This is a genomic window from Anaerospora hongkongensis (assembly GCF_004339805.1).
Lineage (GTDB): Bacteria > Bacillota > Negativicutes > Sporomusales > DSM-15969 > Anaerospora > Anaerospora hongkongensis.
This window is the reverse complement of the sequence record NZ_SLUI01000004.1, coordinates 25412-51203: the sequence shown is the minus strand read 5'-3', so window position 1 is coordinate 51203 and position 25792 is coordinate 25412. Positions and strand designations below refer to the sequence as shown.

Annotated in this window: 28 protein-coding genes and 1 pseudogene; 14 read left to right on the top strand and 15 right to left on the bottom strand. The window is 39.8% G+C overall.

Translation table 11 applies throughout. The features are described 5' to 3' along the window. Window positions 1-95: 95 nt before the first annotated feature. The 3 genes from EV210_RS06740 to EV210_RS06730 all read left to right on the top strand — a co-directional run bounded on the left by EV210_RS06740 (window position 96) and on the right by EV210_RS06730 (window position 3248). Entirely contained in the window at window positions 96-1400 is a 1305-nt protein-coding gene (locus tag EV210_RS06740) for an L-cysteine desulfidase family protein (RefSeq protein ID WP_132077545.1), read from the top strand. A gap of 129 nt (window positions 1401-1529) precedes the next feature. After that, window positions 1530-2933 carry an FAD-binding oxidoreductase gene (locus EV210_RS06735; RefSeq protein WP_207900675.1) on the top strand — a complete coding sequence of 468 codons (1404 nt, stop codon included), beginning with the start codon at window positions 1530-1532 and terminating at the stop codon, window positions 2931-2933. 15 nt (window positions 2934-2948) lie between these two features. Continuing rightward, window positions 2949-3248 carry a putative quinol monooxygenase gene (locus tag EV210_RS06730; protein WP_132077539.1) on the top strand — a complete coding sequence of 100 codons (300 nt, stop codon included), beginning with the start codon at window positions 2949-2951 and terminating at the stop codon, window positions 3246-3248. Window positions 3249-3299: 51 nt separating this feature from the next. Here EV210_RS06730 and EV210_RS06725 read toward each other — a convergent pair whose 3' ends face one another. The 10 genes from EV210_RS06725 to EV210_RS06680 form a co-directional block, all read right to left on the bottom strand. Further along, the gene (locus EV210_RS06725; protein ID WP_132077536.1) at window positions 3300-4523 is read right to left on the bottom strand and encodes a DUF438 domain-containing protein; all 1224 of its coding nucleotides are present in this window, start codon (window positions 4521-4523) and stop codon (window positions 3300-3302) included. A gap of 145 nt (window positions 4524-4668) precedes the next feature. Further along, a complete protein-coding gene (locus EV210_RS06720) occupies window positions 4669-5490 on the bottom strand; it encodes a beta-keto acid cleavage family enzyme (protein ID WP_132077533.1) in 822 nt (273 codons plus the stop codon). An 18-nt stretch (window positions 5491-5508) separates the two neighbouring features. Continuing rightward, window positions 5509-6741, bottom strand: a complete 1233-nt coding sequence (locus tag EV210_RS06715; protein ID WP_207900674.1) for an MFS transporter — start codon at window positions 6739-6741, stop codon at window positions 5509-5511. Between the two features lie 24 nt (window positions 6742-6765). Then, the gene (locus EV210_RS06710) at window positions 6766-7557 is read right to left on the bottom strand and encodes a cyclase family protein (protein WP_132077530.1); all 792 of its coding nucleotides are present in this window, start codon (window positions 7555-7557) and stop codon (window positions 6766-6768) included. A 248-nt stretch (window positions 7558-7805) separates the two neighbouring features. Further along, window positions 7806-8417 (bottom strand): helix-turn-helix domain-containing protein, encoded by a 612-nt coding sequence (locus tag EV210_RS06705; protein ID WP_165898821.1) that lies wholly within the window; start codon window positions 8415-8417, stop codon window positions 7806-7808. A gap of 129 nt (window positions 8418-8546) precedes the next feature. Beyond that, a complete protein-coding gene (locus tag EV210_RS06700; protein WP_132077524.1) occupies window positions 8547-8732 on the bottom strand; it encodes a hypothetical protein in 186 nt (61 codons plus the stop codon). Between the two features lie 15 nt (window positions 8733-8747). Further along, window positions 8748-9023 carry a metal-sensing transcriptional repressor gene (locus tag EV210_RS06695; RefSeq protein WP_132077521.1) on the bottom strand — a complete coding sequence of 92 codons (276 nt, stop codon included), beginning with the start codon at window positions 9021-9023 and terminating at the stop codon, window positions 8748-8750. A gap of 52 nt (window positions 9024-9075) precedes the next feature. After that, window positions 9076-9879: a DUF362 domain-containing protein gene (locus EV210_RS23300; protein WP_132077518.1), complete on the bottom strand. Its 804-nt coding sequence runs from the start codon at window positions 9877-9879 to the stop codon at window positions 9076-9078. A gap of 4 nt (window positions 9880-9883) precedes the next feature. Next, window positions 9884-10207 (bottom strand): DUF362 domain-containing protein, encoded by a 324-nt coding sequence (locus tag EV210_RS23295; protein WP_132077515.1) that lies wholly within the window; start codon window positions 10205-10207, stop codon window positions 9884-9886. A 184-nt stretch (window positions 10208-10391) separates the two neighbouring features. Further along, a complete protein-coding gene (locus tag EV210_RS06680; protein ID WP_132077512.1) occupies window positions 10392-10709 on the bottom strand; it encodes a hypothetical protein in 318 nt (105 codons plus the stop codon). 223 nt (window positions 10710-10932) lie between these two features. On the opposite strand from EV210_RS06680, the gene EV210_RS06675 reads away from it, so the two are divergent. The 6 genes from EV210_RS06675 (at window position 10933) to EV210_RS06655 (ending at window position 17040) form a co-directional block, all read left to right on the top strand. Further along, on the top strand, window positions 10933-12324 hold the full coding sequence (locus EV210_RS06675; protein ID WP_165898820.1) for an AAA family ATPase: 1392 nt from the start codon (window positions 10933-10935) through the stop codon (window positions 12322-12324). Beyond that, a complete protein-coding gene (locus EV210_RS06670) occupies window positions 12305-13171 on the top strand; it encodes a DUF4435 domain-containing protein (protein ID WP_132077506.1) in 867 nt (288 codons plus the stop codon). Before EV210_RS06675 ends, EV210_RS06670 begins: the two co-directional genes overlap by 20 nt. Window positions 13172-13720: 549 nt before the next feature. After that, window positions 13721-14047, top strand: a complete 327-nt coding sequence (locus tag EV210_RS06665; protein ID WP_132077503.1) for a hypothetical protein — start codon at window positions 13721-13723, stop codon at window positions 14045-14047. 381 nt (window positions 14048-14428) lie between these two features. Continuing rightward, window positions 14429-15235: an ABC-three component system protein gene (locus EV210_RS06660; protein WP_132077500.1), complete on the top strand. Its 807-nt coding sequence runs from the start codon at window positions 14429-14431 to the stop codon at window positions 15233-15235. After that, window positions 15219-15446 carry an ABC-three component system middle component 7 gene (locus tag EV210_RS23445; protein ID WP_424218035.1) on the top strand — a complete coding sequence of 76 codons (228 nt, stop codon included), beginning with the start codon at window positions 15219-15221 and terminating at the stop codon, window positions 15444-15446. The genes EV210_RS06660 and EV210_RS23445 overlap by 17 nt, the downstream gene beginning before the upstream one ends. Continuing rightward, window positions 15436-17040, top strand: a complete 1605-nt coding sequence (locus tag EV210_RS06655; protein ID WP_132077497.1) for a DUF2326 domain-containing protein — start codon at window positions 15436-15438, stop codon at window positions 17038-17040. Before EV210_RS23445 ends, EV210_RS06655 begins: the two co-directional genes overlap by 11 nt. A gap of 96 nt (window positions 17041-17136) precedes the next feature. Here EV210_RS06655 and EV210_RS06650 read toward each other — a convergent pair whose 3' ends face one another. Beyond that, window positions 17137-18525, bottom strand: coding sequence for a recombinase family protein (locus tag EV210_RS06650; RefSeq protein WP_132077494.1), 1389 nt, complete (start codon window positions 18523-18525; stop codon window positions 17137-17139). A gap of 188 nt (window positions 18526-18713) precedes the next feature. On the opposite strand from EV210_RS06650, the gene EV210_RS22555 reads away from it, so the two are divergent. Further along, complete coding sequence (locus tag EV210_RS22555; protein ID WP_165898819.1) at window positions 18714-18890, top strand: hypothetical protein; 177 nt, start codon at window positions 18714-18716, stop codon at window positions 18888-18890. A 179-nt stretch (window positions 18891-19069) separates the two neighbouring features. Here EV210_RS22555 and EV210_RS06645 read toward each other — a convergent pair whose 3' ends face one another. The 4 genes from EV210_RS06645 to EV210_RS06630 form a co-directional block, all read right to left on the bottom strand. After that, window positions 19070-19864: a penicillin-binding transpeptidase domain-containing protein gene (locus tag EV210_RS06645; RefSeq protein WP_243650460.1), complete on the bottom strand. Its 795-nt coding sequence runs from the start codon at window positions 19862-19864 to the stop codon at window positions 19070-19072. A 150-nt stretch (window positions 19865-20014) separates the two neighbouring features. Next, window positions 20015-20728 (bottom strand): FHA domain-containing protein, encoded by a 714-nt coding sequence (locus tag EV210_RS06640; protein WP_132077491.1) that lies wholly within the window; start codon window positions 20726-20728, stop codon window positions 20015-20017. A gap of 421 nt (window positions 20729-21149) precedes the next feature. Beyond that, complete coding sequence (locus EV210_RS06635) at window positions 21150-21689, bottom strand: nitroreductase family protein (protein WP_132077488.1); 540 nt, start codon at window positions 21687-21689, stop codon at window positions 21150-21152. Between the two features lie 49 nt (window positions 21690-21738). Then, window positions 21739-22629: a LysR family transcriptional regulator gene (locus tag EV210_RS06630; protein WP_132077485.1), complete on the bottom strand. Its 891-nt coding sequence runs from the start codon at window positions 22627-22629 to the stop codon at window positions 21739-21741. Between the two features lie 130 nt (window positions 22630-22759). Here EV210_RS06630 and EV210_RS23440 point away from each other — a divergent pair. The 4 genes and pseudogenes from EV210_RS23440 to EV210_RS06610 all read left to right on the top strand — a co-directional run. Then, window positions 22760-23121 (top strand): annotated as a pseudogene (locus tag EV210_RS23440) (DMT family transporter); the annotation flags it as partial. A gap of 24 nt (window positions 23122-23145) precedes the next feature. Beyond that, complete coding sequence (locus tag EV210_RS06620; RefSeq protein WP_424218036.1) at window positions 23146-23679, top strand: DMT family transporter; 534 nt, start codon at window positions 23146-23148, stop codon at window positions 23677-23679. Window positions 23680-23794: 115 nt separating this feature from the next. Next, window positions 23795-24229 (top strand): MarR family winged helix-turn-helix transcriptional regulator, encoded by a 435-nt coding sequence (locus EV210_RS06615; protein WP_132077475.1) that lies wholly within the window; start codon window positions 23795-23797, stop codon window positions 24227-24229. Window positions 24230-24362: 133 nt separating this feature from the next. Then, window positions 24363-25778 carry a DHA2 family efflux MFS transporter permease subunit gene (locus tag EV210_RS06610; protein WP_132077472.1) on the top strand — a complete coding sequence of 472 codons (1416 nt, stop codon included), beginning with the start codon at window positions 24363-24365 and terminating at the stop codon, window positions 25776-25778. Window positions 25779-25792: the final 14 nt, after the last annotated feature.

The following is a 25792-nucleotide window of genomic DNA, read 5'->3' as shown; positions in this document are numbered from 1 at the left end:
CGTTTTCTTGATAAAAACGATTTCAGGCCCATTATCCGCTGAAAAATCACCTGGCACAGGATTTGCATTAGCATTGGTAAAGAGGAGGGAAAGCGATGGATAGCAGACTATTGATTACTCTATTGAAAGCGGAAGTAATCCCCGCTATGGGTTGTACCGAGCCGGGCGCAGTGGCACTGGCTGCCGCGCAGGCAGGCAAGGTGCTCAATAAACCGGTTGATTCCATAGAAATCGTTGTCAATGCCAACATTTATAAAAATGGTATGGCAGTCGGGATACCCGGAACGGGCAGCACCGGCCTGGAAATCGCTGCTGCCTTAGGAGCAATCAAACAGCAGCCGGAGCAACGCTTATCCGTACTGGCTGCCGTTTCACCGGAAGAATTAGCTGGCGCACGGCAGCTGCTGTCTGAGGGCCGCGTCCGGATTACGGTAGATGACGACAAAAGCAATTTGTGGATATGCGCGCTCGTAAAAACAGGTGTTGACTGGAGCCGGGTCATTATCGCAGACCATCATACCAATATTATCAGCATTGAACGTAATGGTGAGGTCTTATTCAGCAAACTGACTGATTCTGCCCGTGAGACGGTAGACAACCGGCAGATTTTGCGCGGCGATATCACCATTGCCGGCTTGATCGCTGCAGTTGAACAGATTCCCAGCCAAGAGCTGGCATTTTTGCTGGATGGCGTTGAGATGAACCTGGCCGCTGCCCGGTTAGGCAGCACGAGACAGCTGGGGATGGGTATCGGTAATGTATTTGCTGAAATGCAGGCCCAGGGCATCGTGGCAGATGATATCATCAACTACGCCAAACGCCTGACAGCCGCTGCCGCGGACGTACGTATGTCCGGTGAAACCGTTCCGATCATGAGCAGCGCCGGCAGCGGCAATCACGGCATAACCGTTATTTTACCGGTGTATGCGGTAGCCGAAAGAATGAATTGTTCCAGGGAACGCCTGTCACAGGCGATTGCCATCAGCCATTTAGTCACCATTTATATCAAAATCCACACCGGCAGCCTGTCAGCGCTGTGCGGCTGCGCAGTCGCTGCCGCGACCGGCGCCAGTGCCGCAATTACCTGGCTGCTGGGTGAAGATATTGTAAAAATTGAAGCGGCAATGAAAAATGTCATTGCCAATCTTACCGGTATGATTTGCGACGGCGGCAAAGTAGGCTGTGCGCTTAAGCTCTCCACGGCTGCTGCAGCTGCCGTGGAAAGTGCCCTGTTAGCACAACGGCAAATCATCGTGCCCAGCACCAACGGCATTATCGCGTCAACAATAGAGGAAACCATCCGCAATTTAGGTAAAATCAGCAACCCCGGCATGATCGAAACGGACAAAGTTATTCTTAGGGTAATGCTGGCGAAAGGCGAACAACAAACCGCCTCCTGACAGGCAGCCACACAAAGACAACCATCTCCCCTGCAGATACAGATATATCTTAATTTCAATAGAAAAAGTCAATGCATTATGTTATACTGTATACAATATTCTTTACTATCCTTGAGGAGGTCCTGTGTTTTGTCTACTTATCAGCCCGTAACTACTGCAATTATCAATGAACTTAAACAGCTGCTTGGTGAAAAAAATGTGATCACCGATGCGGATAAACTTGTTGTCTATAGCCACGATGAAGTAACTGATCCCCACTACCACCATGCACCGGAAGTTGTTGTTTTTCCAGCCAGTACGGAAGAGGTGGCCGAGGTCCTGCGCCTGGCAAACCGGGAGTTAATTTCCGTAGTTCCCCGCGGAGCAGGTACAGGTCTTGCCTGTGGAGCAGTGTCTCTGTATGGCGGCATCGTCCTGTCCCTGGAAAAGTTAAACCAGATTATCAAGGTTGACACGGAGAATATGTACATTACCGTTCAAGCCGGAGTCCGTACCGAAGAAGTGCAGCAAACCGCCAAGGCAGCAGGCTTGTTCTACGCCGGCGATCCCTGCAGCGGCGACAGCTGTTTTATCGGCGGCAATGCTGCCACAAATGCTGGCGGAAATAAAGCGGTAAAATACGGTACCACCCGTCACCAAATCTATGAAATGGAAGTTGTGACTCCCCAAGGGGCCATTACCACCTTGGGCGGCCGCCTGGCCAAAAGCAGTACCGGCTACAATCTTGACCAGCTGCTTATCGGCTCGGAAGGCACACTGGGCATTATTACCCAGCTCACCCTGAAATTAATTCCCCTGCCCCAAAACTCCATGGATTTGTTAGCCGTTTTTACGGATATTCATACACCGATCGCCATGGTATCTAAGATCATCAAAGAAGTCACCACGCCTACCTGTATTGAATTCATGGACAATACCGCCATTCAGAGCGTAGAAAACTTCCTGAATGAAAAGCTGCCCCACAGTGATAACGGGCATTATCTCATCATCCAGCTGGAAGGAAACAACATCGACGAGCTGGAAGACTTCGCGGTCGCAATTGATGAAATCTGTATGGCCAATGGGGCGCTGGCCGTCATGATGCCCGATCCCCAGAAAATCTGGCGGGCCCGCAAATCAGCTGCCGAGGCCTTCCGTCATGAAACATTGATCCACAGTAACGAGGATATTGTCGTGCCACTCGATAAGCTGCCGCTTGCCATGCACACTATGGCAGATATTTGCGAGAAGCACCAGGCAGTAACCCGCTTTGTCAGTCATGCCGGAGACGGCAATATTCACATTTCCATTCTGCAAGGTGACATCCCGGAAGATCGTTGGCAGCAGAAACTCGCTGATATTCATCAGGATATCTTTGATTTTGTTTACCCCCTGGGCGGTAAACTTTCCGGCGAGCACGGAATTGGCTACAAGAAAAAAGATTTGATGGAAAAGTACACAGACCCGGTCCAGCTGGAAATGATGCGAGCAATAAAAAAGGCGCTTGATCCTAATAATATATTAAATCCCGGCAAAATCTTTGACGTAAAATAAAGGAGGCTTATTCGGATGGTAGTATTAATCGCCACCCTGCAGGCTAAACCAGGCAAAGAGCAGGAGCTGGAAACGGCGTTAAAATCGGTGTTGCCACAGGTAGAAACGGAGCAAGGCACCGTCCAGTACATCCTGCACCGCTCCGAAAAACAAACCGGTAAGTTTATGTTCTACGAGAAATATGCCGATAAAGCCGCCCTGAACCATCACAGCACTACGCCCTATTTAAAAGAGCTGTTTGCAACAATCCCCGGCCTGCTGGCCGAGAAACCAGTCATTGAGCTGTATGAGGATATTGCCGCAATTAAGCGCTAAAGAAAGGACTGCATGCAACCCCGCATGCAGTCCTTTTTTCTTATCATATGCCTAATCGGCAATCCGCTTCTCGCCGGTTATTTTTTGCAGCTCGGCAATATCCTGGGTTACTTCCAAAGTCCCCTGGTACTCTCCCTGCTCATTACGGACAGCAAAATACCGGATCAAAACATATTTTTCTCCCATCGGAATCCAAAAATCCTCCTGCTCCTTCTTGCCTGACTTGAAATCCGCTACCAATTGATCCACAATGTGCACACTGGCCGGTGGGTGGCAGTTCTCTACCTTACGGCCGATAATGGTGCGCGTACGCGGGAAGATGCGGTCTTTCGTTGCCGAAAAGAACTTCACTGTATCATGCTTATCAACAAAAGTAAGGTCTACCGGTAAGTGACTGAAAATCAGCTCTAATTCATTGATAGAAAGTACACCGGTATTCATTTTTATTGAGCTGCCTCTGCCTGTTTCGGTATGCATCCCAACAGAATCTGCCGAACTCTTGACAGGCTTCCAGCCTATATCGGGCTCAATTAGGCAATAGCCAATCTCATCACTATCCATCAAAATCTGATGCCACTCATCTTCAGCAAGCGTTTCTAATGCCATTGGCAAGAGGATTTTTTCCTCTTTAAAGATCATTTCATTGATGCGTTCCAATGCATCTTCCGCTTTGCTGATTAGATCCCCCTGCAAGTCAGACTGATAGGCTGCAGCTAATTTTTTAGTCTCTTTCAGCTGAGTTCTTATCTCATCATCGACGCCCCACATAACCTGTGGCGGTGCGGTAATGCCGTACTTCTCTAAGTAGGGAAAAAGCAAGTTTTCCTTACGGCTGTAATGCTTGTCGATATCCCACAGCAAATTAAGCCTTTCGGTAATGCTCAAAGCAATGGCTTTCTGTTTATCTGCTGGTGCTCGCCGCAATTCGCTTAGTAATGGCTTGATTTCACTATTGATTAGTTTTTCCAGGGCACGGTTTTCCTGTTGAAAGGTATAAACCGGATGACCTGAAGTGACCGGCATATCCGGAGATTTCTCCAAGGCATCCCGGAATACGGCTGAATGAACATCACATAATCTTTGTACTTCAGTGATAGGTAAGCCTTCATCAATCAATGATTGTTCCACTGCCGACAATTCACCGGGTGCTAAATCCTTGACCACTCCATCAAAACGGGCCTTAACGGCAGCTAACGGTTTCCCATCATGGAGGTCAGTGATGATCTCACGGAGTACTTTTTTACGCTGCTCCCGATTATTAATTAATTCGCTCAAACTGAGTCCCTCCTGCACGCATGTAATTTTTCCCAGTTAGTATGTGCAGTTCAGTCGTATTTACGCTCAATTATGCAAATAGCTGCAATAAAAAAGGCGCAGAACAACGTGTTCTACGTCTTTTTCTTAATTTTAGCCTTACTAATTACTTGCTAAGACCAAGGATCAAACGTGCTTCATCAGCGCTAGCTACTTCCTTGTTGCTATCGCGAATGATCCGGGCTGTCCGGGCCACCAGCTCGGCATTAGACTTAGCTAAGCGTCCTTTAGCATAATACACATTATCTTCCATGCCAACCCGCACATGGCCGCCCATTGCGATAGCCGCCAGCATGATGGGAACATGACCGCTGCCAATCCCCAGGGCTGACCACGTTGACTCAGCCGGAATAAGGCCTTTGAGGTAAACAAGGTTTTCTACTGTTGCTGCTGTACCGCCGGCAGCTCCCAATACAAATTGGTAATGGATTGGCGCTTTCAGGACACCTTTCTTCTGATAATAAAAGGAGTTATAAATCATACCGGCATCAAATATTTCAATTTCCGGCTTTACGTTATTTTCTTGCATAACAATGCCTAATTTTTCTAAAAAGGCTGGCGGATTGAGAAAAAGACCGCTGTGCATCCAGTTCATAGAACCAGCATCGTAAGAAGCCATTTCAGGCTTTAGCTCAATCAAATGGGCCATTCGGGTCTCGTCAGTTGCATTCAAATCGCCTGAGGTCGTGCAGTTGATAACAATGTTGCATTTACTGCGAATAAGCTCAACCGTTTCCCGGAACTTATCCTTGTCCATCGTACCTTTCCCTTGATCATCCCTCATATGCAAGTGGGCAATTGCAGCTCCCGCTTGCCAGCAATCATATACATCATTAGCAATCTCTATCGGCGTAAGCGGTATATTGGGATTATCCTTTTTTCCTGGCCACGCACCAGTGGTGGCTACAGTAATCATTACTTTCTCCATTTTCCTCACCTCAGTTAGTTAATTCGACTCAGCTTCATTCACCGCAAAACTCTTCTTTGTTGCCTGTGTTTCCGGCAAAAACATCATGGTAACCGCTGCCAGGAAGAAAAAGCCGGCACATAAGCTAATTCCTGCAGCCAAACTATACTTTGCCGCAATATGACCCAATATAAAAGGAGCAAGTGCGGACAGGCCACGTCCAACATTGAAACAGAAGCCTGCGCCTATCGTACGTACCCTTGTCGGATATAACTCAGCAAAATAAGAGCCAAACAGCCCCGCAAAAGAGATAAAGAACGCGTATACAGGTCCAAGCCAAAGCAGCGCTGTCGTATTTGTTGTAAATACATAAATAGGCAATGTAATTGTAGTGCCAATAAAAGAAAGTATCAGCGCTTTTTTCCGTCCAATTTTATCCGCTAAATACCCAAAGATATTGTACCCGACAAACATGCCGATGTTGAGGATGACCATAAACATCGCCATTGTCGTCATATCCAATCCCCGTTCTTTTACCAAAAAAGTCGGAAGCCAAGTAGTAGATCCCCAATATGCCATTAAGGCAAAGCTAGCTGCTGCAGTACCGAAAAGCGTATTTCCCAACAACCCTTGTGAGAATATTTCGGAAATTGAGACTGTACTTTGCCCTCCACCTTCCTCTAACCGCTTAGCCTTTTGCTGTTTCCAAACCTCCGACTCGGGAACAAAAAAGTAAATATACACTGCTGCCAGAATAGCGCCTGCTCCTGTAAGAAATAGAACCCTCCAGCCATAATAGGGTAATATAATCGCGGCCAGGAAGGACGCTATGCCTGCTCCAGCCGGGAAAGAACTCAATACAAAAGCTGCAGCTCTCCCACGTTGTGACACTGGCCACGTCTCATTAATGTAGGCAGCAGCAATTCCCCAAACTCCACCCAAACCCAGACCGGCTAGAAAACGCAGGATCAGCACCTCGGCCCAACTGCTGGTAAAAGCAATTGCCGCCGTCAAAACACCAAAACTCACCAAGCTCCACAACAACGATTTTCTTCTGCCATAATTATCTGCATACCAGCCGACAATAATGCTGCTAATTCCTACTCCCAACAAAGTCGCAGTCCCTAATAAGCCTGCTTCTGTCATGGATAGTCCTAAGTCTTTAATAATAGCGGGCAACGCTACGGCTAGCAGTACAATATCCATAGCATCAAAGGTATAACTCAGGAAACCACCTATAAGGACATGCCATTTTACATCCAGTTTCGCCACTACCAACAGCCCCTTTTTATTGATTTATTCACACTCAGGAATGATCAAATCTGGGAGGATAGCTACAGGACGAACCCAACCGGCACTTGCCGCTTTAATTTTTATAGGGAAGCAAGCTACTTGAAAACCATAGGGAGGCAGTTGATCTAAATTCGTCATTTTCTCCATATGGTAGTATTCTTTTTCAATACCCGCAAAATGGCCTTCCCAAATGATAGAGGCATCCTTCGTGCGAGCAAACTCTTCAGCAATCAGCCCTAACGGCCGGTCCCAGCTCCAGGCATCAGTACCTACAATCTTTATACCTTGTTCTAGCAGCCATAAGGTTGCGTCCCGGCTCATACCGCAGCCTCGCACCAAATACTCAGCTGTCCCCCAATATTTGGCCGCACCAGAACGAACTAGCACAATATCCAGCGGTTTTAAACAATATCCTATTGCTTGAAAATACTTCGCAAAGTCCTCTGCTGTTACACGATAACCATCTGGCTTATCACTAAAATCAACAACAACCCCATCAGACAGGCACCATTCTAAGGGTGCCTGATCAATAGTGCGCGCCGGTCTTCCCTTATCCATAGTCGGATGGTAATGCCACGGAGCATCAAGATGCGTTCCACTATGGGTTGTTAACCTAACGTATTCTATTGCCCAACCTAATCCCTGCGGTAAATCAGTGTCGGTAGCGCCTACAAAAACATCCTTTATTTGTTTAGCGCCTTTGCCGTGTTCCCAGTAGTCAATCTCTGTTGCCATATATGGCGGGTCACAGGGCGTTTGATTCTCAATCGTAACCGCTAAATCAATTATTTTCATTTTTTATCTCCTTTTCCTTACTGGCTTTTGCCTTCAGCAGGAATCCGCTCTCCTTCCTCACCTGCTGTTATTTATGCGATACCGTTGGACTATTAAAATTTCTGAATACTTTAAAATACGTAAATATTTTATTAATTTAGATATTAACACGCTATAATTACGTTGTCAACGTAATTACGCAGAAAAATGTATAATAAATTAACAAAAAAACCTCTTACAGCATTCACTGTAAGAGGTTTTTTATTGATTTAAAATCCCGGTGGTGTTAAAACTAAAATCAGCTCAGTCGGGTAATCAGACAAACATTTAAAAAAGACAGGCGCATCTGCCGGATAAGAAATGCTGTCTCCGGCATTTAATATATGGATTTCTCCGCTGATGGTAATTTGATAATGCCCCTTCATCACCAGAATAAACTTTTCTCCTGGTGGGTCGATAATTGGTTCAGGACCTGTTTCAAAGCCCGGATCTAATTTGACATACAACACTTCCAATTCACGGTTAAAATCAGGAGTCAGCAGTTCGTAGTAGCCGGGACGATCAGGGTACCCCAGCTTCTTGCGTTGACCGGCCCGAACAACTTTGGCAGTGTTTATGTATTTGCTCCTTATCACCTGATTAGGCATATTAGCCAGTCTCATCGGATTAGCCCCCTGAGAGTCCTGCGAATCAGTAAAACTCAACAAGCTAATGCTCAAGGACTGGGCAATTTTACGCAACGAATCCATCGAAGGTTTAGCTACACCCCGTTCAATTTCGCTTAAAAAACTAATAGAAAGTTTAGTTTTCTCTGCTAATTGTTTCAAAGTAACGCCGTTATGTTTACGCTGTTTGCGAATTAAAGCGCCTAGATTATCCATATAGTGCCCCCATCTGCTCGTCATAGCACGGGTAAATTAATAGTACGATGTTAGCACACTAACGTTTTGCTGTCAATAAATTCACGTTACCTATTGCCTATTCACTTCATTGCGAATTAGGTCCCTACTTTATTCATTGCGTTTCTTCCAATAAAAAATCTTTTTAATTAATTCGGTGAAGCGATTAAACAGAATTGAGGCAACTATCACCAGCATCGGCACAAAGCTTATTGCTGTTTTGAAGACTGATCCGGTGTGCGCAAACGCCACAGACGGAGCTGCCAGCAAAGCCAAGGTTACCAGCAATGCCCGCATGATTTCGACCCCCTATCATCGGATATAGTGGTCTATAGCATCCTGTAGGTTTTTCAAAAATTTCTCCTGCTCACCTTCATTAACCGCATGAATCAAGCAATGTTCCAGATGATCCTTCAAAATGAGCTTTGCCGTGTTATCCAGCGCTTTTCTCACTGCCGCAATTTGCAGTAAAACCTCCGGACAATCCCGCCCTTCTGCAGACATCTGCTTGATTGCTCTAACATGGCCTTCTATTCTAGCCAGCCGGTTAACGACTTGCTTCTGATGAGCATGCATATGATTATGCACTATACCACTCCTTATATATTACATCCCCCCAGGGGGGTTATGCAAGAACAAATTAGCGAAGTTTACCGATCTGTTTGACCATCGTAAGCAAAAAGCTATCCTCAAGCTGTACAGCATCACAGGGACAAAGCTCCTGACAGCAGTAACAGCGAATACATTTTTGATAGTCAATTTCAACCCGGCCTCCTGCCAAGGTCATAGCCTGCGGTGGGCAATGTCTGGCACAGCGCCCGCAGCCAATACAGGTTTCCCTGATCTCGGGCCGGGCAGTTAACTGACTGCGGCCAAAGGCCGCCAGCCATTTCGGTATCCGGTCCTCCAGCGACTGCAGGCTGCGCGGTTCCACGAACTTGCACCTAATCTCACGGCCATTACCAATCAGCTCAACCTCCTGAAAGGCCGGTGTCAGCCCTCGCTGCAAGGCAAGCGCCGTCACCGGCAGTATTTCCGCCCGAAAGCCCATTAATTCTGCCATGACTACGTCTACAGCAAAACAGTTTGCCCCAGCCAGCAGCAGTCCGGCCTTTACCGGGTTCCCATTGCGCGGCCCGTTGCCTTCCATGCCTTCAATCCCATCAACGATAGACAAAACCGGCTTTACGCAATTTGCCAAATCAATAAGCATAGCCGCAAACTCCCGGCGTGCTTGCATGCGCAAATGAAATTGGGCTTTCTGCATACCTACAATAAAGCCAAATAAATTCTTCGTGGCCCCTGTGGTCCCCATAAAAGTATGCGTCTTCATCTTCGCAAGCGAAATAACCTTATCGACCTCTGTCAAACGCCGGGCAACCGTAAACTTTTTCAAATTTATTCCCTCAGGAAAAGCAACCTCAGCAGTCTCTTCAAAGGGCACCAGTTCAACCTGCTCTTCCTGGCGAAACGGCCAGAATGCCGCACTTTTCAGCAGCCTTCACCGTTGTACTTGTCCCTGGTGAATCCCCCACCACCGGTACCGCGCCAGCTTGCCGCACCTCACGGATAACAGCTTTAACCACTTCTGGATGGGTAGTTACACAGAGACCCTTTTCCACCGCCTCCAGCATGTTTGGCTTCACTAATACTCTATCACCAGGGTTAACAAACTGCGACATACCGCCTAAATGGGTAAGTAAGTCTGATATAGCTTGTCCGACTATATGTGGATCGTAGGAATCAGCTTTGACGGCTGCTACTTTTGTCATGAGTGTAGCACCTCCTTTGCCTATACTCTGAGTATCTGGCTCTTATAAAGATTCTTATTAATAATATCGATGCAAATCACATAATTAGCACCAATTATTGAATACAGTGGAGCCTATATTATCGAAACAATTTCGTAATCAAATATATTATTCGCGGAACCGTCCCTCGACTAATATATTCGCTTTAGATATTTTTATAATACTTAAAATCTATGTCAATAGTCCCAGATGCTGTCTTGCACCATTTTGCTAACACGTACGAATCGGCAAAGTTTTTGTAGTGCATATCTGACTCCCTCGCGGCTATAAAATGTATTATTTCAGAAGGTTCAATTAGCCATCCACTTAAATCTTCAATATACCATCCAGAAGCTTCATCTTCCAAATCATTTCCTTCTCCAGTATCCAACATGAATATCTTACCGATACTTTTCGCTATTTGTTGAACATGTTCCAAATAATTGTCCACTAAATCAGCTCTGACAGCTGCTACTTTTGTCATAAGGAGCACCTCATGCTTATTACAAATTGCATTTTACTTTTCCACTCACTACATCTTCTACGACTGTAGGACATCTGATAAGTCCCCTTCTCTATTTATATTTTATCATTTCGCTCCTTATGGTCTATTGAGCGGACAAGCAAAATATAATAAGCAATGTAAAATATGGTAATAATATAAAGAGCGTGTTAAGATAAAGGAGGACTTTATGAGGGGGAAAACCATGAAATTATTAGATTTGACAATCCAAAAATTGTATGACTGTTATAATTATAATATAATTTTTAACACTGACGTTACTTTTATTTATGGTGCAAATGGCTGTGGTAAAACAACGATATTAAATATTACAGAAGCAATTATAACGGGGCAGCTTTTTAAGCTATTTGATTATACATTTAAAAAAATTGAATTAAGATATGCTTCAAGCTCAAATTTAGAGGAAATAAAGTACATTCAAATTGTTTATAATAAAGAGAATTTATCTATTAAATTTGATGGTGAAGAATATAAATTTAATAATGCTAATGGCGGTGAAGAACTGCGACTCTCAGAAAGAAACTCAAGGGATATTATTAATTATTATTTTAATCGATATGAGTTTCTAATTAAAATTAAAAACACATTTAATTATGTTTACTTACCATTAAATCGTTCATCTGTGTTATACGATTACGATGACAATTCTTTTTTTACGCGTAGATATAAAACTCGCATGTCTTTAAGCGCTGATTCTTCTTATACACATTCAGAGACTAGGGATCTTGCTATGATGCAGATAGAAACACTAATCAACTACAATTATTCACGTATAAACTCTACTATCACAAAGATTAGTGATACTTTTAGAAACGATATTTTTAAGTCACTTTTAGAAGTTAATCGAAAATATAATGATGACGAACTAATTGAAGCTGTAATCAAACAGCGAAATACAGTGTCTACCCTTCAAAAAACTAAAACAGCATACATAAAAATGCTTAAAGAACTTGATCTTATTAACAAAACTGAAGAGGAAAATTACACTAATTTTTTTGCAGGTTTTATCGAAGAGTTTAAGGTTTTCCAGACCAACAGTCTTAAAGGCTTTAAATTAGACTTCTTTTGGAAATTTCAAGAGATTTCTAAAATTAAAAATCTCATTACACTTGCAGAAAAGATGGAGCAGCGTAAATCTATTGCACGAAAGCCAATTGAGGTTTTCCTTAAAACCATGAATGACTTCGTTGGGAATGGAGAAGATGGCAAAGAAATCAAAATAAATTCTATGGGAACGGTTTTTTTTACAACGAAATATTGCACAAACCCTATTAGTATCCAACATCTTTCTTCTGGTGAGAAGCAGCTAATCACGTTCTTTGCAAACTTGATTTTCAATGTAAAAAGTGGCACTTCCGGAATTTTTGTAGTTGACGAGCCAGAACTTTCCCTTCATTTGTCGTGGCAGAAAATATTTGTCGAAAAAACACTTAATATAAATAAAAACATTCAATTAGTTTTTGCTACTCATTCCCCTGAGATTATAGGACGAAATAGAAGTAAAATGTACAAACTGGAAAAGCAATACATAGAAGTAGAAGTAGGTGAACAAGAAAATGAATGCTTCAGAAGATGAATTAGTGTATTCTTCCGAAGCATCTGCCACCCGATATTTATACTATCAAGAATTAAATGATATAAATATATTTGTAGAAGATGCCGGTAAGGAATACGAATATGAAACTATCTTTAAACGTTTATTGGGAGATCAATATTCAATATCTACCATATTTGCGTTGGGAGGAAAATCTAACGTAAGGCGACGTTACGAGGAGTTTGGATCTGAAACTCCAGGAAACTCTCTAATAAAAAACTTCTATATTGTAGATGGAGATTTTGATCGATATATTAATCCAGACGAATTGATTAATGATCCGTGTTTTATATATTTGGAAACGTATAATATTGAAAACTATTTTTTAGACGAAAACGCGTGTACTCAATTTGCTAAAGGGAGATTAAGATGTTTTGATAGTGTGGTAAAAAATAAAATAAACTTTTGCTTCTGGAAAGACACTATTGTCGAACAAGCTTCAAAGCTTTTTCTTTGTTATTGTTTTGTTAAAAAGTATTTCCCATCTAATGAGTCAGTCAAAAGATCAGCCTATTTATTTATTGACTATAAAACAGGATTTGAACGGAGTGATGGCGCGTATCAGCAATACTGGGAATTTATTCTGGAACTAGATAGTGATGCGGAGAAAAAAATATCTGAGATTGCAAATAACTATGAACAAATCAACGGAAACAATTATTATAATTTAATTTGTGGTAAATTCCTAATTGATAGTCTTTATAGTTACATTCGATCTATAATAACAAGTAAGTTTGATAAAGATGATTTTAAATGGCATCTTATAAATCATTTTGATATTTCTCAATTAAATTACATTAAATCTATTATAACTAGAATTTCAGCATAAGATATGAAGTTTAGCATTTATTTCATTTTTAATGAATGAATGGACCGTTTCTTTTTCGTCAACCTTTGTAATAGATCCTGTGTTATACCGGTCAGCTTTTAATCCAATGCGAGCACTTTTACTCTTTTTTATAAAAAATTTGTTTATAAACAAAAAGATCCTGCTATATTTACACGAATATAACAGGATCTTTTTATGTGAACTAACAATTCAATTATATTGAATCCTCAAATACACATTATTGGATTCTCGATTATATATAATCTTGCCTACAATCCTCTTCAGCAGCCTATTCCGTCCCTGCACACTTTCATAATACCGCTATTTTGTTTGAACACTTCTATCCTCTACCTGAGTTTGTCCAACTATGGAATATCCTTTCGATGATCTTGATATATAAAGTCGTTAACTTTGCAATCAATAATTAAATCAAAACAACTATCTGAAATCCTTATGAAAGAAGGATTTCAACCTAAACAAAATAATAGGAATAAACTGTGGCTGGCCCACCTTTCAGTAATCTCTCTTAAAATCTCAGGAGGTAAATATATGAACTATACCCTTGCAGACCTTGAAAAAGCTAAAGTAAACATTGAACGACTAGAAAAAGCTTGGGACAACTATTCGGGCAACAATCCCAACAAGCACCATACTAGCATTTCAATGGCTAGGGAAGAAGTCTCTCGAATAACATACTGTCTGAAACTCCAAGGCGACATTTCTAAAACAGAGCAAGAAATTTTAGAAGACAAACTCAATAGAGCTTTCCCAAATGCTCAAAGTAAATTAGTAATCAATTTTGAAGAAGCCAAATACCAGCGACAATATTGTAAAATAGGTGGCTTCTGGGAAGACAGCTGGCGAAAACTAGATTAAATATAAAGCATTAACTTGCCAAGGCCTTGAAAAACGTTATTTAATCCATACTATAATTATTATTTAGACTATAAAAGCCAGATTGGAACACATTTGTGGCCTCCTGGCTTTTATCCTATTATGTAACCCTTCAAATAACATATTCTATCATCCAATACATATTTTTCATATTCAATATTATTGCATCCTTGGAATAGGACATCTGTCATTTAAGTAAACCAAAATTGGATATGCATTTATTCTAATGAAGCAATAGCTCAGCCCCCCCTTAATGCAGCATTGTTAAATCCGGAAAAAAGTCGTATAGTGTAAATAGTCTTAATACTCATGAAACTTTATAGATTCTATTCAGCCACTCATAAATAGCGGAAGGGAGCATAAATGATGGAGCAAAACCAAGATATATCTGTAGATAGTTATTTGCAGGAAAGGAAAGACCCTACTGACGCTGAACTTAGACTTTTTCTTTTGGAAGTTGACAATCATTGTCCGCTGTGTGGAAAAGAGTTACAAGCGCGTTCACAAAAAAAGTTACGAGAAAAAAAGTTTCAAATTGCACACATCTATCCTAATAAACCTACTAAAGAACAGTCAGCGGTACTCAATGGGTTGGAACGATTAGGCAATAATTCGGAGTCATTCGAAAATCGCATTGCTCTCTGCAAAGATTGTCATGGTACCCAAGACTACCATACAACATCCGAAGAATACTCTCATCTAGCAGATATTAAAAAAGCATTGCTCCTAAAATCAACATTACATGCTTCGACTATGACTTTAGGATTAGAAACTGAAATTGAAGAAATTATTAATAAAATTGTCGCCCTATCTGAAAATGAATTTACAGATTTAAACTATTTAGCAGTTCCTTTGGCAAATAAGTTTTATCCTAATGAAGTTTTATTAAAAATAAAAGTTAATGGATATGTAACAACGTATTTTACATATATACACGAGCTATTTCGTACTTTAGAAAGAACCAGTAACTTTGATTTTGAAGTACTTAGTATGCAGATACGTGCGGCCTTTCAGAAAATGAATAATACAGGTGCAAATAAAAATGAAATTTTTGAAGCAATGAATTCCTGGATCGGTAGAAAAACAACAAATACATGTCGTTCGGCATGCGAAGCAATAACATCTTTTTTTGTACAGAATTGTGAGGTATTTCATGAGATTCCCAAATAAAGTTATATCATATAAAGAGAGTACGATTGGAAAGTTAGATATAATTTTAGAAATCACTATAAAACGTGACATTTCTCCGTTTGAGTTATATGAAAAAACAAAAGCAAATTTTGAGGACATAGGAGATTATATCGAAACATTAGTGTGTTTATATGCTCTTAAGCGAATATCGTTTAACTCTAAAACCGGGAGGATAACTTATGTTATTTGAAATAATTTGCAACGAATTTCGCCAACAAAGAATAGAATTCCATAGTGGCCTAAATACGGTTCTTGGCACAACAACTGGTAATAATTCTATTGGAAAATCATCATTTTTAATGATTGTAGATTTCGTATTCGGTGGAAATACATATGCACATGCAACAGATATTATACGAAGTGTAGGCCATCATGATATTTATTTTTCTTTTGTATTTGAGGAAAAACAGTTTTGGTTTATAAGAGATACATTAGATCACCAAAAAGTTTGGAAGTGTAACAATACTTATAAAAAAGAAGAAGAATTAGCACTTGATGAATATTGTACCTGGCTCAATAAGAAATATGAGCTAGAATTACCTTATTTATCTTTTCGTGATGCAGTTGGGCGTTATATCCGAGTTTATGGTAAGGAAAATTTAAATGAAAAGCAACCATTACATGCCGCAAGTAATGAGAAATCCCAAAAAGCTAGTTATGCTCTTTTAAAACTCTTTGATTTATATATGTCTATTCATAATCTTGAAAAGCAGCATAATATTTCAAAAGAAGCTGTAGATACATTTAAAAAGGCTCAAAAGCATCATTTTGTAGCTAGTGTCACAAAGCGGCAAGTTGATTACAATATCAAGGAAATAGAAGTCCTTACAACGGAAATTGAACAGATAGCTGTAGGATTAGAAAAAGGTTTTACTGATTTGGATGCTGAACTATCCGATGAAGCAATCAGAATTAAGCAACTGCTTTCCAGAGCCAGGAGGCAAAGGAGCAGTATAACTGCAAAATTAAAGGTGATCGAAGAAAATCTTTCATATCGTTTTTCGACTGCAACCGATGATTTTAATAAACTAAAAAAGTTCTTCCCTGACACTAATTTAGCTGCCTTATCAGAAGTTGAAACGTTTCATAGGCAAATTTCATCTGTATTTTCAACTGAACTTCAATCTGAAAAAAGACGATTACAAAAAGAAGTTACAGATATTTCGTTAGTTATCTCAGAATATGAACTACAATTAGAAAATTTAATTCAAAACCCTAAATTATCAAAGACAATCTTGTCCAGGCATGCAGACCTTCAAAGACAAATTCGTGTTCTAAAAGAGCAAAATGACTCTTACTCTAAACTGACACAATTGAAACAGACTGAAAAAGAAGATAATGAGCGCTTGAAAACAGTCGAAATCGAACAATTTGCATGTCTTGAAAAAGAAATGAATAGTAAAATGGAGCAAATTAACAACACAATATATTCAGGTACTTACAATGCTCCTATATTAAAGTTCGGAGAAAACAAGTATACTTTTTTTACGCCGGACGACACAGGAACAGGTATTGCTTATAAGGGACTAATTGTATTCGATTTATCTGTCTTGGCCTTAACAAAGCTTCCATTACTTGTACATGATTCTGTATTACTCAAACAAATTTCAGATGAGGCTATTGAAAAAATACTTGAATTATACGAAAATCAAAAAAAGCAGGTAATTATAGCCTTGGATAAACAAGATTCCTATACCAAGGCGTCACAATCGATTTTAAATAAAAATGCTGTTCTCAAGTTAAGTACGAATGGTGAGCAACTATTCGGCCGTTCGTGGGGATAACAGTTTATTGTGATCTAATTATCAATTTACCTAATTTTAAAAAGCTCCTGCCGGGGTGAGTTAACTGGCAGGAGCTTTCATTATTTCTAAAATCATTTAGTTATACTGAATCCCCAAATATACATTATTGGCTTCCCTGTGATACGTAATCTTACCTACAACCCGTTTCAACAGCCTATTCTGCTCTTGCACACTCTCTATATAACGCCACCTTTCCTTAAATACTTTTATCTGCTGCCTCAGCTTGTCTAGCGAAGGCATATCTTTTTGTTCCTGAATAATCAGCCGCAAATTACCAATTTCCTTCTTTAAAGCTTGAATCTGCTCATCCCGTACAGTTTTACGTTCAACAAATGATATTTTATCAATATTATCTTCTTCCCGCATTTCATATAGCCTATCAACCGCTTGCTTATGCTTTTCTAGTTCTTTTTCTTTAACAGCTAATAATTGCTTATATTTCGTTAACGCTCTGTTTTGCTCATGCATCTGCCATTGAATATTATCATCAACGTGCAACACTCGCTGATACAGTCCAGCAAAGAAGTCTTCATTCAACACGCTGCTTTTTTGATTACAACTTTTATCTGCTTGCCGGCCAGAACAATCTGCATACCAGCATTTCTTGCCGTTTTTGTATATAACCGTCTTAATTATCATTCGAGATCCGCATTGCTCACAATACAACATACCTGATAAAGGCAATACTTCTCGATTCTTTGTATTTTGCTCTTTAGATAATGCTAACCTTGCCATAATCTTTTTATGTTCTTCTTCGGTCTTTAATGGCTCATGCTTCCCTTTACTCTTGATCCATTGCTCTTGCGGCACTACCTGTCTAATCCCCCTTTTCCTTTTATGCTTACCAAAAATCACATAGCCGAGATGCACTTCACTACTTAAAATACGCTTTACAACAACCAGCGACCATTTTTTCTGCTTCCCCATTGTATTTTTTCGCTGCCTGGGCAAATGCTCTGTTAACCAGTCTGCAATTTCCGTTAAACCCGCACCATTAATAAAGCGTTCAACCATTTCCCGATAGTAATATCGTTTTGTTTCGTCTACCAAAACGCTTTTGTTCAATCGATCATAGTAATAGGGAAATGATGGCTGACCGCTTGTCCACATCCCTTTTCTAGCTCCGTTGATCTTCCCGTCCCGCAATCGCTTTTTGATTAGTTTATATTCTTCTTTGGAAACAAAGGATTTAATACCAATTGTCATTTCGTCACTGTCATCTTCTAGATCGTACGTTCTCTGGGGAGTAATGATTAATGTCCCTGTAGATTTAAAAGCTTCCTCAATCATCCCCAGGTCAGCATAGCTGCCACGACTTAGCCGGTCAAAGTCTACTACGACCACGCCATCGTAACAGCCATCCTCTACCTGACTGAGTAAAATTTGCATTTGCGGTCTTTTAATAATCGATTCACCAGAAGCAATCTCTTCTAAGATTACATAGCTCCATCCCTTACTTTCCACAAGAAGTCAACATATCTCGATGCTTGGCCAATACGTCTTCATATTCTCCATCATCCAGAGACTTACGTAAATAAATTGCCACATGTTTTATCGTCTTAACTATCAATATATTCATCCTTTCAAATACATGTTAAGTTCTACCTCCTGAATCCGTATGATACTTCAAAAATTCAGGAGGTTTTTATTAAATGCCTAAAATTACTTTTACTTTCAAAGAAATTAATCAACCCTCGCCTACCGCTTTGATGGATTTTAATCAACATGTTCATCAACTCCTTAGCAATCCAATGTATTACCAAGCGAAAAAAGGGCATAATCTCGCGGAAGTAACACATAGTACCAAAAGCAAGCCACAAGTTAACTAAAATAGAAAACAAAAAAACCGGAGCGTAAATGCTCCGATTTTTTTATGCTTATTGTTTTATTATCATCTTCAATTATGTACCCTTTTAAATATCCATCAATTAAGAACCTTTGGCAATCGCCTGACAAAGGTCTGATATATGCACTAGGCATAATCCCTCTGTCTAACACAACTATGCTGTTATAATATTTGAAGTTCTTTAAGAATTGCTTTGGAAATTTCTCTAGCCTTACCACCCGTTGCTCCATCTGGTGCTTGAATATTAGTGGCAAAATAATATCGGCTTCCTTGTTTTTCTATACAGCCAACAAACCAACCCAGTTTCCATTTCCCGTCTTCAAAACCAGACCCCGTTTTTCCCATAAATCGAATCCCATCACTTTCGGACAACGTAATATTTCGCTTTACTACTTCTATGTTATCTCGAGAAACCTGTAATTTACCGGAATACAACTTATATAATAAATCAACCTGCTCACGAGCTGAAATTTGAAGTGATGAACGTAACCAAAATGTGGTTAATCCGCCTGAAATATCTCTATTCCCATATCCTATTTTATCGAGGTTTTCCTGCATTCTTTCTGCACCAATATTGGCAGCAAGCCTCTGGAAATACCAAACTACTGAATCCCTAGTTGCCGATGCAAGTGTTTGATCATGATTCCATGCAGGAAAAGTATACTGTGTACCATCCCACTTATATAAAGTATATACATCTTCGCCATCTAAAACTCCCGTTTCCAATCCGATAAGCGAATTATAAATCTTAAATGTGGAACATGGTGATAATCGTTCTGTGCTTCGTGACTTATCAAACACAACATATTGATCCTTTGTTTCATCGTACAATATAAATGTGCCGGTAAAGCCAGAAGCATATTTTTCAAAATCCCCGCGTTCCAGTATTTTTGATGCATTCACGCTAGTAACATTAATTAGCATAATACACAGTAACACTAACATCACTTTTTTCACTTATAATCCCCTCCGCTTTCTATTGACTATACCGCTCATAGCCTACGTTTAAATATTACTTAAACTAGTTTCTAAAAAGAATAGCATTTCCCTTACAGATTCATTACAAATTAATAAAAAGCTTTCGCCAATATCTAGGCAAAAGCTCTACTACAAATCCAATATACACCCATGCCCTCTAATTGTTTTTATTATTTTGCTATATTTACCAAATTTTTTACGCAAGCGATAACTCATCATGTTAACCTCTTCAAAACCTACAACCGAAAAGTTATTATGGACCATATATCTTTCAGGCCATACAGCTCTCTTTATATCCTCATAACTTACAACTTTTCCACGTCTTCTATACAGAGTTTCTAAAAATAGCCATTCCTTAACTGATAAAGATATTACTTGATTATCAACCAGCAATTTCATTCTGTCCAAATCAATATTCACATAAGGATCAAAAGTTAACTCATCCTCTATTTTTATAGAGTGAGTTCGATCAAAATCCAAAGTTTTGTCAAATTCTACTGGCATCACAAAACTAAAAATTACTATACCTGAAGAAAGTATTACTTTATCGCCCGATTTAAGAACATATTCTTCTTGCTCCGCAATAGACTCCTCATTTACCCTAGTACCATGCTTGCTCCCCAAATCAGAAATAATCCACTCGCTATTAGAATATTTAACATAACAATGTTTGCGTGATATCAGAAAACTCCCGAAACTAATGTCTACTGAAAAAGCAGTTGTGGACCTTCCAATCATGAAAGTATTTCCATCTAGTGGAATACGAGTTCCTTTTTTATAGGGCACACCTTGCTCAATTTGCAAATATGAAAAAGCTTTTTTACCACTTGCCATTTTATGCATAAATTCACCGCCCAATAATAGAAAGAATACTCATATACCCATGAAATCCATCAACCATTTATAAATATATTCACACTTATCTAAAAAAAACCTGCCAATTAAACAAAGGAGTCTCTTTATTAATTAAAGCGATCCAAAAGCCAACTAAAATAGAAAGCAAAAAATCGGAGCATAATGCTCCGATTTTTTTTATTGTAGTTTGGTAGCAATATAATACTTGTTTGTTTAGTGTGATGCCTAACGCTGCTACCATCTCCACTCTTACCTTATCTCAGAATAACAGCCAGCTAATAAGGCTCTAGTAGGAAAAGAATTACAATATAACGGTTCTGGAAGTTCCCTTCGTGTCGTTAAAAATTGCTACGCCATCTTCGATATAAAAGAGTAGAATGCTATCCACTTACCCACCTGAACTATTCGTTTACCATTGTTCATAATGTAATATTTCTCCCATCTTTTTACGCGGACGGGGCGCTGGTTGCTCATCTGCATAACCAAGTGTAATGATACCAACTACGTATTTATCGAAAGGAATGTTTAGGACTGGTCTAATCTCATTTTGCGTAAACCAAGCAACCCAACAAGAACCTAGCCCTAAACTACTGGCAGTAAGCATAATATGTTCTGTCGCAATCGAAGTGTCTCTTATTATTTGCTTAACCTCTTCTTCTGAGCTATTTTCATCCAAGATAAACTGAATTTCCTCTTTTATTCTTGAACGAATGTCTGCAACACATACAATAAAAACAGGAGCAGCTACCATCCATTTTTGATTATGAGATACTTCCGCTATTCGTTGTTTCATGAGCTTATCTTTAACAACAATAAAGTGCCAAGGCTGGGTATTGCTCCCTGATGGTGCCAGTCTCGCACTCTCAATCAGCCGCAGAATATCTTGATCCGGTACAGCATCACCTTTATATTTTCTAATACTTCTCCGCATTTCAATTGCTTCAATCATATCCATTCTCCTTTCATAAAAGCCATTTTTATTCGCCAAAATAGGCGAACTAAGTCCAGTTTTTTGAATACTTCTGTGTAATTTCAATCCAAGCACGCATTGGCTTAGAAAGCCATTTATTTTTATGGTATATCAAATGCGTTGTTATAGTATTTGTTTGCGAATTGCAATCAATTACCTTCAACTTGCCATCTTCAATATCTTTTTTCACTGCGATTAAAGGCAACATAGATATTCCCAGGCCATTCATTACCCCATTCTTAATTGCTTCAATACTCCAAAGCTCTAGAGAATTTCGGGGTACTAGCATCTTAGACTTTAAATACTCTTCAAAAACTTTTCTATATATACATCCCCTTGCGTTATATATTATCGTTTCATTGACAAGCTGATTAGGCTCGGATTCTAAATCATCGAGCTTACAATCTGGGTTGCCCACAAGAACAAAAGATTCATATGCCAAATGGATTACGGGGTAATCCTTATATTCACATTCTACTGCAATTTGAAAGGCCAAATCAATTTCTCCACGACTTAACATTTCGTACATTGGAGCGTTTGAGTCATTGATTAAAACAATATCGACCAGGGGGAACAGCTGTCGATATTCCCGCAAAATCGGTTCCAGGCGATATATGGTCAGCGTTTCTGGTGCCCCAATTATTAGTTTACCTCTTATTACCTCCTGGTCTTTTACCGTATCTTCAATTTGCTTATAGATATCGGTAATTTGAGACACATATTGAATTAATTGATTACCAGCATCGGTAAGTACAACTTTTCTCCCGATCCTGTCAAAAAGCTTTACTCCCAAATGTTCTTCCAGCGCATGAATCTGAGAGGTTACAGTTGGCTGGCTATATCCAAGGTGCTCAGCTGCCTTCGTAAAACTTTGCAGTTCTACAATCTTTTTAAAAGTAAATAGCTGGCGAAACTCCACTTCATTTCTCCTAAATACACATAATATATTCCATTATAAATTTCTATCGATCAGATTTATTATTTCAATTTTTCAAATGAGTTTACCTTCAATATACTGTTATTAAATAAAAACATTGGAGGTAAGGGTTATGACTGCTAAGCTCCCCCACGCTAAAGTTGTGCTTGCCATTTCCACAACGATTATCCTTTGGGCATCAGCATTTGTAGGTATTCGTGCCGCCATACAAGACTATCCACCGATTGAATTGGCAACCTTTCGCTATATCGTTGCTTCTATTATCCTTTTCCCTTTAGCGATATTCGCGGGATACAGCTTCCGAAAACAAAGGACCTTGTCACCATTACCTTGACTGGTATCTTTGGTTTTACGTTATACAATATCTCCCTTAACTACGGTGAACAACTAGTTACTGCCGCTTCATCCTGTTTTATTGTAAATGGCGGCAATTTAATTACTGCACTACTGGCGGCTTTCATCCTAAAGGAAAAAATATCTATTGCCACATGGTTGGGTATGGGAATCAGCTTGTTGGGTATAGGGTTCATCACATGGGGCGAATCCGGCTCACTCATTGTTTTAAATAACGGCACCTTTATCCTATTTCTTGCTGCTTTTTCACAAAGCATCTATTTTATCCTGCAAAAATCCCTGCTATTACAATATTCTAGTTTCGATCTTATCTGTTATTCAATATGGATTGGCACTATTGCGCTGCTCCCCATAAGCAGTGATTTGATTTTTATCATCAAGACAAGTTCTATACAATCGACACTTTCTGTTATTTATTTAGGCATCTTCCCAGCTGTTGCTGCCTATTTTTGTTGGTCCTATGTACTATCAAAGCTAGATGCTTCTAGTGCCTCTGCTTATCTTTTTCTCGTACCAATTGTTACTCTATTAATGGGATATCTTTGGATGAATGAAATTCCCTCAGCTATCGCAGTTGCAGGTGGCATGATAACTGTTTCAGGAGTTCTCCTGGCTAAATATGAAAAAAAGTCCGGCAAATGCTGGCTAATACTAAAAAAAAGAATTCAAAGAATGTAATAAAACAGTAACATTTTCCCACTTATAATCACTCTATTGACATTTAGAATTCTAACTGTTAGAATGAGTTCATAAATTCATTTGGATTATCACCACATTTGAAAGGAACTGAAAAATGACAGAAAACAATTCTTGGGCAAATCAACCTTTTTCTTATCTACTCAGAGTGATAAGCATTAAAATGAAAAATAAAGCTGACAAGAGTCTTGCAGAATTCGGCTTGAATTCGCAACAAGGGCATACCCTCGGGTACATTAATTCCCATGAAGGAATTATCCAGAAGGAGTTAGCCGATTTTTTTAAGAAACGGGACGCCAGTATAACCAGCATGCTTCAAGGCCTTGAAAAGAAAGGTTTTATTGAAAGAAGAATTCCTAAGGATAATGAAAGAGAAAAAAAAGTTTACCTCTTGCCAAAAGGAAAAGAATTAATCGAAGACTTCGATAAAAAATTTCAGGAAATAGAAAATGATATTACAAAATGTCTAACTGATGATGAGATTCAAACCTTGCTGCGCCTTTTAACAAAAATCAACAGCAGCCTCGAGTAAAATTCAGCCCATAATTTCCCTGTAATTTTTTACCCTAATTATTAGATTTCTAATTGTTAGTTATCAATGTTTTAGAAAACTAATTTTTTATTCTTATCATTCAACAATTTATTTTTATGCGGAGGGATTAAAAATGAAGAACAATAAATGGCTGGCTCTGGCAGTCATTATATTAGGTACTTTTATGACGATGCTGGATACAAGTATTGTGAATATAGCAATTCCAAAACTCATGGAGATATTCCATGTTGACCTAAGTAACGTAAAGTGGGTATTAAGTGCTTATTCCCTAGCACTAGCAGCAGTAATTCCCTTGACGGGATTTTTGATTGACACCTTCGGAACGAAAAGAGTATTCATTTTTGCTTTATCCATGTTTACCTTGGGATCGATGTTATGCGGATTATCCTGGAGTAATAGTTCGCTGGTAATGTTTCGAATCATTCAGGCAATCGGTGGCGGTATGATAATGCCGGTTGCAGTCACCATTATCTTTACCGTCTTCCCCCATGAAGAACGGGGGGCAGCGATGGGATACTGGGGAATTGTAGGCATGTTTGGTCCGGCTCTGGGACCAACTATCGGTGGTTATATCATTGCAAACATGGATTGGGGGATGATGTTTCTTGTAAACGTTCCGCTTGGAATCTTAGGCTTAATTATAGCAAGTAATGCATTGGAAAATTCTCCGACCAAGCCATTTCAACGTTTTGACATAGTCGGATTTATTTCTTCAGTGATTGGGATTGTGAGCTTACTCTATGTCCTTAGCGAAGGCGCCTCGATAGACTGGGGTAATACAAAAAACTGGATACTGCTTTCTGTTGGAATCATCAGTACAGTGGTTTTCATTGCAAATGAACTAACCGTCAAAGAGCCCTTGCTTGATTTGCGCGTTATTAAAATTTACAACTATACCGTGAGCCAGATCGTTCAGACTTTACACGGACTTGCCTTTATGGGAGGCGTGCTCATCCTTCCTTTATACTTGCAGCAAGTAAGAGGGTTTAGTGCACTAGACACAGGTTTCTTGCTTTTTCCTTCAGCCATAGCCGCTGGCGTTACATCAGCCATCAGCGGCAGATTACTAGTCAAGGTTGGACTTAGAAAATTGACAGTACCTGGTCTTTTCATTGTCGCAGTTACCACTTATCAGCTCAGTCTTCTCGATATGAACACTTCTGTTCAAACCATTCTATTGCTATCCACATTAAGAGGGCTTGGTATGGGATTTTGTATGCAGCCGGTTGGAACTGCTGGGATATACGCGGTCCCCAGTCATCTCGTAGGCAGAGCCTCGGCACTGCAAAATACCATCAAACAGATCAATCAGGCACTATGTATAACCGTTTTAACAACACTGATCCAAAGTCACCGCTTACAGTTTGCTGACCGCATCACTGAGCAAGCAAGTGGTATTTTGCAGCAGCAGGCTTATAATGAGGCCTTGAATTACGCGATGATGTTAACCCTAATTACCATTCTCTTATCTATTATCGCGGTCATGTTTATGAAAGATCAAAAAATAATAAAAGCTCAAAAAGCATAAAAAGGAGTGAGTTA